At 67.0% G+C, this 13,093-nt stretch carries 10 protein-coding genes; 5 read left to right on the forward strand and 5 right to left on the reverse strand.

What is annotated here, in order from left to right:
* Positions 1-437: 437 nt before the first annotated feature.
* The 5 genes from ACFY2X_RS38500 to ACFY2X_RS38520 all read right to left on the reverse strand — a co-directional run bounded on the left by ACFY2X_RS38500 (position 438) and on the right by ACFY2X_RS38520 (position 7,601).
* Entirely contained in the window at positions 438-1,139 is a 702-nt protein-coding gene (locus tag ACFY2X_RS38500) for a hypothetical protein (protein ID WP_389948018.1), read from the reverse strand.
* The gene (locus ACFY2X_RS38505; protein WP_389948019.1) at positions 1,136-2,263 is read right to left on the reverse strand and encodes a hypothetical protein; all 1,128 of its coding nucleotides are present in this window, start codon (positions 2,261-2,263) and stop codon (positions 1,136-1,138) included. Before ACFY2X_RS38505 ends, ACFY2X_RS38500 begins: the two co-directional genes overlap by 4 nt.
* A 464-nt stretch (positions 2,264-2,727) precedes the next feature.
* The gene (locus tag ACFY2X_RS38510) at positions 2,728-3,759 is read right to left on the reverse strand and encodes a ParB/RepB/Spo0J family partition protein (protein ID WP_389948020.1); all 1,032 of its coding nucleotides are present in this window, start codon (positions 3,757-3,759) and stop codon (positions 2,728-2,730) included.
* A 294-nt stretch (positions 3,760-4,053) separates the two neighbouring features.
* The gene (locus ACFY2X_RS38515) at positions 4,054-5,826 is read right to left on the reverse strand and encodes an ATP-binding cassette domain-containing protein (protein ID WP_389948021.1); all 1,773 of its coding nucleotides are present in this window, start codon (positions 5,824-5,826) and stop codon (positions 4,054-4,056) included.
* A complete protein-coding gene (locus ACFY2X_RS38520; RefSeq protein ID WP_389948022.1) occupies positions 5,823-7,601 on the reverse strand; it encodes an ABC transporter ATP-binding protein in 1,779 nt (592 codons plus the stop codon). The genes ACFY2X_RS38515 and ACFY2X_RS38520 overlap by 4 nt, the downstream gene beginning before the upstream one ends.
* A 172-nt stretch (positions 7,602-7,773) precedes the next feature.
* Here ACFY2X_RS38520 and ACFY2X_RS38525 point away from each other — a divergent pair, with 172 nt between their 5' ends.
* Genes ACFY2X_RS38525 through ACFY2X_RS38545 form a run of 5 tightly spaced genes read left to right on the forward strand, consistent with a single transcriptional unit; the run spans position 7,774 to position 13,091 of the window.
* The gene (locus ACFY2X_RS38525; RefSeq protein ID WP_389948023.1) at positions 7,774-8,406 is read left to right on the forward strand and encodes a GTP cyclohydrolase II; all 633 of its coding nucleotides are present in this window, start codon (positions 7,774-7,776) and stop codon (positions 8,404-8,406) included.
* Complete coding sequence (locus ACFY2X_RS38530; protein ID WP_389948024.1) at positions 8,403-10,118, forward strand: WD40 repeat domain-containing protein; 1,716 nt, start codon at positions 8,403-8,405, stop codon at positions 10,116-10,118. The genes ACFY2X_RS38525 and ACFY2X_RS38530 overlap by 4 nt, the downstream gene beginning before the upstream one ends.
* A complete protein-coding gene (locus tag ACFY2X_RS38535; protein WP_389948025.1) occupies positions 10,115-11,332 on the forward strand; it encodes a glycosyltransferase in 1,218 nt (405 codons plus the stop codon). Before ACFY2X_RS38530 ends, ACFY2X_RS38535 begins: the two co-directional genes overlap by 4 nt.
* Positions 11,329-12,444: a hypothetical protein gene (locus tag ACFY2X_RS38540; protein ID WP_389948026.1), complete on the forward strand. Its 1,116-nt coding sequence runs from the start codon at positions 11,329-11,331 to the stop codon at positions 12,442-12,444. Before ACFY2X_RS38535 ends, ACFY2X_RS38540 begins: the two co-directional genes overlap by 4 nt.
* Positions 12,423-13,091, forward strand: a complete 669-nt coding sequence (locus tag ACFY2X_RS38545) for a RibD family protein (protein WP_389948027.1) — start codon at positions 12,423-12,425, stop codon at positions 13,089-13,091. Before ACFY2X_RS38540 ends, ACFY2X_RS38545 begins: the two co-directional genes overlap by 22 nt.
* Positions 13,092-13,093: the final 2 nt, after the last annotated feature.

A 13,093-nucleotide genomic window follows, 5' to 3' on the forward strand; every position in this document is an offset into this window, starting at 1 on the left:
CCTCCTTCTCACCCGGTTCCAGGGCCGCGGACATGATGGCGGTGTTCCGCATCACCGACTTCCGCTGAGCAGCCGTCCGGGCAGAGCGTCGCCTGACTGACTTGATCCGCGCGCGCCGCCGGGTGCGTAACCGAGCCACTGGTCAGCTCATGGCCCGCTCGCTGATCGCACAGGTGGTCCCGCCTCCCATATCCAGTGGCGGCCCCGGAAATCGGTATACCGGGTCGGCGTGCTCGGTCCGTGCTCGTCCGTCCCGGAACGTACCGGCAAATCACGTCTGCGCCTGCCGATAATTGTCGTTGCTGAAGGGCTGGGCGCTTACTTGCGGGGTTTGCGGGGGGCGGCGGAGCGGGGCGGCTCGGCGCGCATGTGGTTGCGGACGCGGGTCATGATGTCGCCGAGGTCGTGCAAGTCCTCCTCTCCTGCCCTGTAGGGAATCAGAGTGAAAAGGCGCAATGGGCCGGCGGCTTCAACGCGTCGCGCACGGCGGCCATCCGCGCGGACAGATAAATGCCGTTCAACCGTCCGACAAGAGCACCGTCCATGTGCGGGGTCAGAAAGTGCAGACTCTGACGGGAGGCCAACACGCCGTCCACCCCGCCGGGGTGCGTGATCCTGGTCGACGCGGGAAGCACGCGGCTGGGTTCCTGGATCTCCTGGGTCCAGGCGGCGTGGCCGGAGTGGAACGCGGGGAGCAGGTCATCCAGCCAGCTCTCCCTGCTGTCGAGCGTCTCCAGGCCTCGCAACACGTCATCATGGGACAGCGGCGCGGAGCCTATGAAATCCGCCCAGAACGAGGCGCGAGTGCTGAGCCGGGGACGGGCTGCTCCTTCCACAGTCCTGATCAAGCTCAACGGCAGGAGGGACCGCGCGGTGAGTTCCTCGCAGTGCAGGACGGAAAGCTCTGGCGACGAGCCACCAAGACCGGCCGCCCCGGCCGCTGACGCCACTTCCCTGAGCGGTGCCCTGGTGCCGGGCATCCCGGCCTCGCACCACGGGCATTCCCTCGTGTCGAAGAGAATCCTCGGCCTCGGCGAATCGACTCTCACCTCAAGGTCGGGTATCAGCGTGAGGGACATGGCTTCCCGCCTGGCCATCCGGGAGAGCAGCTCGAACGATGGTTCCCCCTTCCGGATCATGCGGCGCTCCGTACGGACGCGGAGGCGGTGCGCCCGATCTGGAAGCCCGCGAGACAGGTCTCAATCAGTTTCTCGCGTGAGGACGCATCCAGCCGCGCGTCGTCGTCGGGCGCCAACCCGCAGACGACCCATGATTCGACCGACGCGCGGAAAGCCGGAGAAACGGCGGCGGCACGGGAAGACGAGGTGTCGAAGCCGAGCACATAGCCGGCGGCCCACAATTCCAGGGCAGCCTCGAACGGAAAACCAATATCCGAAGAAATGTTCACCATGTGTTCACGCCATGTTTCAAGCACATGGTCGGCGACCACACCGAGCAGTTCACACCAGTCGTGCCAATACCACCCGAAGAGGTTGTCGACCGGTTCACTTGAACCCGGCCTGGTAAACCGGATGAGGCACCGCGAGTCGTAGATCTCCAGTGCGAAAGGAGGACCTTCGCGCGCCCCTTCCCGTGACTCCTCTGCCGGGTCTTCCTCCCAGTAGGCGATGTCCACACCCACCCGGTCGGCGAACGCCGCCGCATGCCGGGCGCCGTGCTCATGGTTTCCCGCCACGCTCGGCAGGTCGCCGTGATCAAGCAGGTTCGGGACCGCCGACACCACGGGAATCCCCTGGTTCCGGCAGAACAGTGTCACCGCCTCGTCGTCGTCTCGAAATTCGTCCGGAACGGCGCTCAGGTATCTCGCCAGTTCCTTGGCCTGGTCGGCGGGGAGAAGGAACCCCAGGGTAGGCGTGTATTCGAACCTGGACACCTGCGACCAGCGCACGCCCAGCGCCGCGGCGCGGCGAAACAGGTACGCGTTGCGCTGGCTGTTGCGGTTGACATACAGCGCGATCCCGTGGTCTGGACGACATCGCACGATTGCTTCCAGGTGCGCGGCGAAGCCCTTGGCAAGGACCACATCGTCTTGGAGTACCAGGTGATGGGTGGCACCCGAGGCGCAGGCCGCCCATGCGAGTTTTGCCGTGCGCAACGGGCTGGGAAATCCAGCAGGATCGGGATCGGCAACCAATTCCGGTCGCAGCTCCGCGCATTGCTCGGCCAATTCCCGCGCACGTGACGCCCGACTCGGATGGTACATCACAGCCACGCTTAATTTCAGACACCCCAGCGCCGACATCTTTCCGACCCCTTATATAAAGTCAGAATTGAAAATCCCCCAATCAATAGAACGCTAGATGACGACTCGCTTGAACGTCAACCAACAATCCCTTTTCTTCCTCGAGCGCCCCGGCGATTCCAAAGAACGGCGATGGCCCTACACAGGTGCCGACCCTGCGGGGGCCGCGGAGGATTTCGGCGCACGAGCCCACAGCCGTCCAGGAAGTCGTAGAACCCGGTGCGGAAGTCCGACAATTCCCGTCAGCGCTTCAGCGCGGAGTCCTTTCTCGTGCGTGTCTGGGCCGCGTGCCACAGTATGTGCCAGCATGAACATTACGGCCACCACTTTCATCTCGATGTCTTGGCAACTCGACGACGAGACTGTGGCCGTTTTCATGTCCGGCATCCGAACTGTTACAGCCCAATATGTCACCGCCATAGCCCATCAAGGGAAATGCACAGGTCAGGGGTTATACGACAAGCTTAGGCCAGCTCGCGGCCACGCTCGCCGACTTCGCGCGCGAAGTAGAGCCAGGCTTGCGCGCAGGCCCGGGCGGCCTGCGCGAGCCGTTCCGTGCAGTGCGGCGGGACGCTGCTGGCCAGGCGCAGCCCCTCCTCGGAGCTGAGTACGGACATGGAGTCCAGCAGACGCAGCAAAGTACGGCCCGATTCACTGAAGCGCAACGACGGATCCCGCTTGAGCTTGCACAACGTCGAGATCATCCCGTCGAGAGAGACCTCAGTGGGCAGATCTTCGTCGCCCCGCCCGACCGCCTCCTCGTGGAGCCGGGAAGCGCCATCCCCGTCCGCCTTGCGGAGCTTGGGGGGAACCGGGTCCTGCCCGCGACGGGCCCTCTGCTGCACGTCCCTCGCGGTGGCGACTGCGATCCCGGCCCGCTTGGCAATCTCCCTGAGCGAGGCGTCCGGCTGTTCGGACATCAGCTGAAACGCCAGCCTACGCCCATCGGCCGCGTTGAGCGGGCGGACCCGGCCATCCACCCCGGTGCGAGTGTTCAAGTGAAGACCTCCGCCGGTCGAACGCCCGCGGATCGCGGCAACAGCCTTGCGGGACATGCCACTGACGGAGGCGATCATCCTGTCGGACCACTCCGGGTGGGACTCGATGATCCGGACGGCCGCGGCGGCGCGGTCGGCCCGAGAGAGCGGTAGGCCGTGCGCGATGTTCAGCCGGACAGCAAGCACGAAGGCGTCACGCTCGCTGCCCTCGAAGAACCGCACGTCTATTGTGCCGTCCCCGCGCAGGCGAGCGGCCCGCAGCCGGTGCATGCCATCAATGACCCGCATGGTGGGGTAGTGCACGGTAATCGGCGGCAGCGTGCCTTCCACCTCGGTCAGCGCGTGCAAGTGCGCCATGTCCTCGCCAGCGCTTCTGGGAGAGTCCGCGGGCAGCAAGACGTCGAGGGGGATCCGCGTCGAGTGCTCACTCAGGCCCCTTGAACCCTTGGTGAGGTCCTTGTCGAGGAACGTTACTAATGAATCCTTTGAACCCTGCATAATCGGTAATTATGTGCGATGCGATTGAGAAATGCGAAAGCAGCAGCAAATAACAAGAAAAGGATCCGGGCCACGACGATCCGTCAACCCCATTAGTGATTCTCAATAATTTTTCAATGGTTCCGCCGGCCTCAACAACCCACGCGTCGGCCACCTCGGATGATCACCTCAACGTGGCGAAAGTTCCGGCATTACCACCTCGAGTGTGACCACTACCTGGACGACCGCACTCCGATCAAGCGAGAGCGCCCTCGCTTCGCCGTCCGCGGCGACAAACCGTGGACATGATCATCGTCAGTGATAGGTGCGGGCCTGCAGGCCGAACAGTTCGGCGTAGAGCCCGTTCTGCCGTATCAGGCGCTCATGGCCACCGACCTCGATCAGACGCCCGCCGTCGAGCACGGCGATCGAGCCGGCCATTCTGACCGTCGAGAACCGGTGGGACACGAAGACCGTGACGGCCGCGGCTCGGGCGGAGAGCGCATAGCGCTCGAACAGCGTGTGCTCAGCCATGGCATCGAGGGCCGCCGCGGGCTCGTCCAGCACCAAGAGCAGCGGATCGTCCCTCAACTGGCAGCGGCTCAGTCCCAGGCTCTGCCACTGTCCTCCCGATAGCTCCACGCCATCGCCGTAGCTGAGCCCGAGCAGCCCGTCCAGACCACCGGGCACCCTACTCAGGATCGTCTCGGCATTTGCCCGGCGCAGCGCTTCGACCAGCGCCTCATCGTCGTGAAGCCGGCGCAGTTCCCCTACTCCGATGTTCTCCCGCAGCTGCAACTCGAATCGGGCGAAGTCCTGGAACAGCGTCGCCAATCGCGCGCGCCACAGGTCGGGGGCGATCTCCCGCAGGTCCACCCCGTCTACCAGGATCCGACCTTCGGTCGGCTCGTAGAGCCCGCACAACAACTTCACCAGCGTGCTCTTACCCGACCCGTTCTCTCCGACGACCGCCACCGTGCCGCCGGCGGGCAGGTCGAGCGACACATCGCGCAGGACGAGCCGGTCGGTGCCCGGGTAGGCGAAGCTGACGTTCTCCAGCCGGATCCCGCGGGCCAGGCGCCGAGGGGCCGGGCGGGTGGCTGGCATGCGGCCGGCCGGCTCGCTCATCCGTCGCCGCAGGCGGGCCAGCCGTTCCTGCGCCAGGCCGCCGACCTGCAGCCTGGCTAAGAGCCCGAGCGCGACAGAGACCTGCGCGCCAACCTGGACCGCCAAAGCGATGACCAGGATGACCTGGCCAAGGTCGACCTCACCCGCGACGGCCCGAGAGATTACGATGGCGATGGCCCCACCATACGCCAGGGCGAATACCAGCTGTCCGGCACCGCGCAGCGCCGCGCTTCTCAGGTGCGCCCGACCTAATGCGACCGATATCTGCGACCAATAACCCACGTGGCGGTCGATGACCTCCCCCGCCACGTGGAATAGTCGCAGCTCCTTAGCCGAGTTCGCTGAGGTGGCCAGCGCGAGGAGATGGGCCGCGCGCCGAGCGTCCTCGCTTGTCTCCTGCTTGACTCGATCGAGCACGCGCTGCGCGCGATCGCCAATCAGCACGGGTGGCAGCGCAGCCAGCGGCAGCAGGAGCAGCCAGGGATCCAGCCAGGCCAGCAAGACGGCGGTGAGCACGGTCTGGAGGGCCAGGCCGCACAGCTGGAGCAGTGCCTCGATGGCGTCGCGAGTCTGCGCGAACCCCTCGCGTATCAGGACCACGGTGTCGGCCACCTCGGGATCGTCGAAGTGCTCCACGCCCCGGGCGCCCTGCACGAGCTCGGCCAGTCGGGCGTTGAGCGTCACCTCGCCGAGCTCGCCGACCTCGAAGTACAACAGGTGCGCGAAGTGCATGGCCATAAGCTCCACGACGAGGAGCACAGCCACGGCCGACGCGGACCAGGTGGCTGCCGCGATGTCCCCCCCGATCGCAGCGTTGGTGAGCACCATCAACGCCAGGGAGATGAGCGGCGTAGCCAGATAACCGAGCAGCATCAGTACAGAGGCACGGGTCAGCCGGCCGCCGTCGGTCCGCGCTGCCAGGACGAACAGCGCGGACACCGCGCGCAACAGCGATCTCATTGAGTCGGCTCCAGCGGGTGGTCGTCGGCGAAACGCCGGGCCTGCAACCGGAACAGATGGGCGTAGCGCCCGTCCAGGTCAAGCAACTCAGCGTGAGTGCCAGCCTCCGCAACCCTGCCATGTTCAAGGACGACGATCCGGTCCGCGCGCCGCACCGTCGAGAAACGGTGGGAGATGATGACCGTGGTCAGACCCTGGGTGAGGTCGAGGAAGCGGTCATAGAACTCCACCTCCGCCCGCACATCGAGCTGGGCCGTTGGCTCGTCGAGGACGAGCGTCGAGGCTCCCGCGGCCACGGCCAGGAAGGCGCGGGCTATCGCGATGCGCTGCCACTGCCCCCCGGACAGGTCCCTGCCTCCGGAGTACGCCTTGGACAGCGGCGTGCGCAGCCCCTCGGGTAGTGACCGCACGACCTCCACCGCGCCCGCGCGCTCGGCCGCGGCCAGCAGCGCGGCCTCGTCGTGCAGGAGGGGCAGCGCCCCCAGGCCGATGTTGTCGGCGGCGCTTAGCTCATACCTAACGTAGTCCTGGAAGATGATGGCGATCCGCCGCTGCCAGAGATCGGCGTCGATCTCACACAGACTGGTCCCGTCGACCGTGATCCGCCCGCCCCCGGGTTCGTAGAGCTTGGCCAGCAGTTTCACCAGGGTGGTCTTGCCCGCGCCGTTGAGCCCGACGATCGCCGTCGAACAACCGGCCCGGATCTCCAGATCCAGGCCGCGCAGCACGGCCTGATCTCCGTAACCGAAACTGACGTTCTCGAAGCGAATCGCCTCCTGGAGCGTGTTAGGCGCCGTTACGACGGGGATGGTGTCCTTCTGGGGCAGCGCGGACCGCTCGAACTCTGCAAGCGCGTGGTATGCCTTCAGTCCCACCTGGGTCTTGACGTCGCTTTCCGGGAAGAAGACGCCGAAGCGGATCGGGACCAGGGTCGCCTGGATCGCGAGCGACAGCTCAAACAGGGTGAGCCCGCTCGTCGCGGCCTCCCGCGCCATTGGCACCAGGACAAGCCCGCCACCGAGCAGCGCCACCAGCGAGTGCCCCAGGAAGGGCGCGAAATAGATGCGTCGCCGCCCCGACCAGAGCAACGCGAAGTAGTCCCGAGAGTCGTTATCGTGCCTGACCTGCAACCAGGGCAGCAGACGCAGCAACCGGATGTCCTTGGCCCATTGCGGGCTCGACACAGCACCGCGCAGATAAGCGGCCTTCCGCCGGGCGCCGATCAGACCGCTCCATAGTGCGGAGAAGCGCCCCAGGGACCGCCGCTGGCCGAACCTGACCACCAGCGCCGTCCCAGTCATGATCGCGGCGGGGACCGGCCCCAGGACCACACCGATGAGAACCGCCGTGGTCAGCAGGTACGTGTAGCGGGCAATCAGGGCCAAGGTTCCCGCGACGGCGTCCCCAGGGGTGGGTTGCACGCGATCGAAGCCGTCACGGGCATCCGCGAGCAGCTGGGCGCCGTGCCGTTCCTCCAACGCCATCATCGGCGCGGTGACAAGCGCGGCCCTCATCGTCCGCGTGACGCAGTGACCGTCCACGCACCGCATGATCATCTCGCCGAGCGCGGTCTGGAAGGGGGCCAGCAGTTGCTGCAGGACGAACGCGCCGACAGCGAGCCCGATCGCGACCGCCAGTTCGCCGGTGTCGGCCGCCCGCCCCAGCAGGTCGAACATGATGCTCATCCAGACTATGGACACCGCTGGCAGCGCCCCCATCACGAGATTGAGCGCGATCGAGGCGGCGAGTAGCCCCGGACTCGCCCGCAGCGCCAACGACCCAATGGCAGAAATATTGTGCACGATTCGGCTCCTCAGCGAATTTCCCCACGATAACCGATGTTCAATTGGATATCGGCGCCAGTTGAACGCCTCATATCGCATCGCCTTGTCACCCCAAACAACGCTGGATACCATCTGCCAACTAAACACAAATAGGGGTATGTGAATGAGTGCAGAAATAACTCTGCAGGCGAGTTGCACATTGCCCACCCTCTCAGGGGTGGCCGACCTTCACATCTTTGGCAAAGGGTCGGATGGCCCGGAGGAGGTCGCGGCCATCGTGCACCGCGTGGAATCGGCCAAGACCGGCCCCCCACTGGTGCGGCTGCACAGCGCCTGCTTCACCGGCGACGTCCTCGGGTCGATGCGCTGCGATTGCGGCCCACAGCTGCAGGGGGCTATCGACCTGCTCTTCGAGGCCGACCATGGGATCCTGCTCTACCTGCTGCGGCACGAAGGCCGCGGCATCGGGCTGGCGAACAAGATCCGCGCCTACGCCCTCCAGGACAAAGGGCTCGACACGGTCGAGGCAAACATTCAGCTGGACCTGCCCGTGGACTCGCGGAATTACACGCCGGCGGTTGCCGCCTTACGCTGGCTGGGCATCGACCGTGTCCGTCTGATTACCAACAACCCGGCCAAGATGGCGGCTCTTGTCGATGGCGGCATCGGCGTGGAAAGGCTGCCGCACAGCGGCTTCGTGAATCCCCACAATTTCTTTTACCTACGTACCAAAGACCAACTGCTCGGCCATCTCAACAGCCTCGGCCCGAGCAATGAGGAGAAGGTCTCATCATGATTCAGCACCATGGTCCGATCAGCGGGATCGCGGCTTTCCAGGAAAGATATATCGCCACGGCCGGGTACGATAACCAGATCGTGCTCTGGGACCAGCGCACCCGCGAGCCCTTGTCCCGCGCATACCACGACCACCTCGCCAATCAGTGCGCGTTCAGCCCTGATGGCACCCGGCTGGTCACCTCGTCCAGCGACTACACCGCCCGCCTGTGGCAGGTGCCCGAGCTCAGACTCCTAGCCGTGCTGGGCGACCAGAGCGACGACGTCGAGATGTCGGTGTTCCACCCCGACCAGCCACTCGTCGCGACTGCCTCACGCGACCACAAGGTCCGCGTCTATGACTTCGAGGGCCGGCTGACGCATCTGTTCACCGGCCACACCGCCGACGTCATCTCGGTGGAGTGGGTGCGCGGTGCGCGAGAGCTCGTCACCTCCAGTGACGACGGGACTGTCAAGCGCTGGTCGCTGGAGACCGACGCGATGACCGAGGACATCGACCTTGGCGGCATCGAGACGGACACCGTGGTGATCAGCCCGGATCGGACCATCTACGCCGGCAACGACGCTGGACAGATCATCATCCTGCGCGAGGGCGGCAAGGTCGTCGTCCCCGCACACGACGCCGGCGTGAAGCGCCTGGTCCTCTCCTCCGAGCGCGGCCTACTAGTCAGCCTGAGCTATGACCGCAAGATGTACCTGTGGCGGCTGGACTCCGACGGGCTCGACAAGGTCGCGCAGACCGACCTGCCCGCCGACGTGTGGCCCCGGTCGTGCGCCTTCGCCGCCGGCACGACCCTGGTACTGGGCACCTTCGGCGCCTCCTACCGCACCTACGACTATGGCGTGGGCACCTGGCTCGACGAGAACATCGCGGTAACTGAAGGGGTCAACGCGGTGTGCGCGACCGGCGGCCAGGTCCTGACTGTCGGCGATGCCGGCATCGTCTGGGCTGTGACCGACGGTGCCCGAACCGAGGTCCGGCGGCTGGGCAGCCTGTGCAACTTCCTGACCCCCTCCGCTGGGCTGATCGTCACCGGAGGGCAGATGGGCCGGATATTCGACGCCGGCACCGGGAGTCTGCTCCACCAACACCGGTCGCCGCTGAACTGCGGGGCCACGTTCGACCGCGACGGCGTGCCGTACACCATCGTGGGCGCTTACACCGGCGAGGGTGTCCTGCTGCGCATTCACCTGGACGGCACCGCTGAGCACGCCGGCGACCTGCGGCTGCACGACAACGCGGTTAAGGGCGTCGTGGTCGACGGGCACCTGATCTTCTCCGTCTGCGCCGACACCGGGGCCGCGTGGCACCACGCGCTCACCGGTGAGCTGATCAAGCGGATCCCCGGAGCGCACGACAAGATCGCCAACGGTTGCGCCGCGCTGGGTAACGGCTGGTTCGCCAGCGTCAGCCGCGATCTCCTGCTGCGGATCTGGGCTCCCGACTTCACCGCGCAGGCCATCGCGACCCCGCACACGCACTCCATCAAGTGCGTCGCCGCCAGTGCCGCCGGCGACCACATCGCCACCGGCGCGTACGACGGCCTCATCGCGGTCTACGACCGCGTCCGGGAGATTTGGACGACGACCCGGCCGACCGCCGCCGGCATCTCCTCGCTGGCCTACGACACCGATCGGGACATCTTCCTCGCCAGTTCGTACGATGGGAAGGTCTACGAAGTGGCCCGTGAGACAGCTGCGTCGGCACCGTGAGCGCCCCGGGCGGTCGGCTGGCCACCGCAGCGGCCGACGCGGTGGTGATCTCTGCGGACTCCGACGCGCGCACCGCCAACGTCTTCTACTGGCAGCGCACCATTCGCTGGCTCCAGCCGGTGACCGCCTACCTGCTGGAGCACGGGTCCGAGGAGATCAGGTTGGCTGCGGCGAACCTGTCCGGCGCGCCTGGCGACGTGCGAGCCTACCGAAACCTGCGCGCCGTACTGACCGAGGCGTACGCCCGACAACCCGCGATACTGGACGGCCTGGTGCAGGCCTGGCGGGTGGCGGCACCCCACGTCCGCATCGGCTACCACTTGGGCGCGCGCTATGACCACATAGCGGCCGCCACGAAGGAGCCCTACCGGCGCAGTCACGCGACGGCCGCCGCAGCTGAGGGCGACCAGCCGCCCTCGGGCACGAATGAGACAGCCCCCCGGGTTGCGGTGATCATCCCCTTCCAGGACCGCGGCGAGCCCGGGGAGCGGGCCGCTCGCTTGTTGTCCTGCCTGCGCGCGCTGCGCGACCAAACCGCGGCGCGGGACGCCTACCGGGTCGTCGTGGTCGAGACCGACACCGAGCCCCGGTGGCAGGCCGCCGTCTCCGCGCTGGCCGACGAGTACCTGTTCGCCGCCAATCCGCGTGCCTTCAACAAGTCTTGGACCGTCAACCTCGGTGTACGGCATGCCCGGTGCCAGCCCGAGGTCCTGTGCGTGCTCGACGCCGACGTCCTGGTCGACGCGGACTTCGTGGCACGCAACCTGACCAGGTTCGACGCCGACGGGCTCGGCGCCTTCCTCCCCTACCGCGACATGCTGTACCTCGACACGGCGGCGACTGCGACAGCTGTACAGCGCCGCTGCGAGGGTGGCGAGTTGAACGTCGACTGGAATCTGCTACGCGGATTCCTGGTACGACGGCCCCCCGGCGGCTGCGTGTGGCTGCGACGGCCGGTGTTCGACGCCATCAACGGCTGGGATGAACGACACGAAGGGTGGGGAGGCGAGGACATGGATGTGTTGCTCCGCCTGCACCTGGCGACTGCGGTGCACTACTTCGACGATCGGATGTGCCACCTGCGGCATCAGCAGTCCGCGAAGCTGGTCGACGGCGATATCGTCAATCGGCATATCCCCCGACTCAGTTGGGTGCCCGACGGCCCTATCGGCCAGCCGGACCGGTTCGCGGACGCCAACGGGGCCAGAACATGACTCAACCGGTGATGAGCTCCGCGGTCATGGCGCACCCGCGCCGGGCGGTCGACGCCCGGCGCCTGGCTGCCGAGCTTGGCCGGGGCACCGCGGTCGTCTTCGACCCCGACCCAGGGGGACGGCCCAGTCCCCTGCGCACCGCCGCACGGGCCTGGGCCAGCTGCCCGCCCGGCAGCACGCACCACCTGGTGGTGCAGGACGACGCCGAGCCGGCCCGGGACTTCTGGCCGCTCGTGGAACGGGCCGTGCACTCCCATCCGGAGCGGGTCCTGACCCTGTATGCGAACTCCGCGAGCTGGAACGGCTCGGTCGCCCGGGTGGCGATGTTCGCTGGCCACACGTGGGTGACGCCGATGACCGACGAGTACTTCCCCTCACTCGCAGTCGTCATGCCCTGCGCGACGGCGCACGGGTTCGCCGAGGCCGCGACCGCCGCCGCCCGTGCCGGTGAGGCCGATGACGACGAGGTCATGGTGCGGTTCCTCGCCACCCAGGCGCTCCCACCTCTGCTGCGCACGCCGAACCTCGTCGAGCACCGTGAGCTGGCCAGCCTCAGCGGCTGGGATTTCCAGGGCGTCAGGAAAGCGGTGTGTTTTCAGAGCCGCCACTTGGCCGCGGCGGTGGAGTCGTGCGCTCCGGACATCCCGGCCTGGCCGAGGTTCGACCACCGGCGGTCACTGCTGCGAATGCCGTCCCGACGAGGGCGGGCCCGATGGCAGACGCAGACGCGCAGTGGCCACCTCGCGGCCGTCGGGCTGCCTTGGGGCGCGGTGCGGGCCGCCGCCGCCCAAGTTATGGACCGGCTACGCCCCCTGCCGGAGCGGCGTGCGGCCGCGCACCGTCTGGTCCGCGAGGTCTATCTCTCGGCGTTCACCCTGGGCTTCACCGCCGCGGTCGTCAACCCTGACGCCGAGCCGCTGCGGAACCGTACTTCCCTGAGCGATGCGGCGCTGCTGTCCTACGTCGAGGGTGGGCTGTGCAGACCGCAGGCTGTCGAGCGGTGGGCCAGCCGGTTTGACCTGCTGGTCGATACCGCCTGGACGGCGCTGCGTGACGGCGCGCGGCACGGAAGCAGGCGGAAGGAGCGGGCGTGCGCCCCTACACCATCCTGAGCTGCGCGATGTCCCTGGACGCGCGGATCGACGACGCGTCGGACCGGCGGCTGATCCTTTCCAACGAGGCTGACCTCGACCGGGTCGACGCGCTGCGCGCCGACTGCGACGCCATCCTGGTCGGCGCGGGAACCATCCGAGCGGACAACCCCCGATTGCGGGTACGCTCCGCCGCCCGAGTTGAGGCTCGTCTGGCCCGCGGCTGTCCAGCGCAACCCCTGCGTGTCACGGTCACCGCGACCGGGCTCGCCCCGGATCACCAGTTCTTCTACGGCGAGGGCGACAGGCTCGTCTACGCCCCAACTCCCGCTCTGTCCTCCGTACGGCGGCGCCTGGCCGGGGCCGCCGCTGTGGCCAACGGCGGCAATCCGCTGGACCTGGGCCGAGTCCTGGACGATCTGGGCGACCGCGGTGTGACGCGGCTGCTCGTTGAGGGCGGCACGACCGTCCACACCCAGTTCCTATCCCTTGGACTAGCCGACGAGTTGCAACTGGTCGTGTCGCCGATGCTCATCGGTGACCGCGATGCCCCCGCTTTCTTCGACCCTGGTGCCCCACCGACCGCCATCGGCCGCGACCTCACGCTGGAGGGCGTGCGGCAGATCGGCGACGTCGTCCTACTGCGTTACCGGCTTACGGAGGTCTGACC

Source organism: Streptosporangium sp. NPDC000396, assembly GCF_042898655.1.
Classification (GTDB): domain Bacteria; phylum Actinomycetota; class Actinomycetes; order Streptosporangiales; family Streptosporangiaceae; genus Streptosporangium.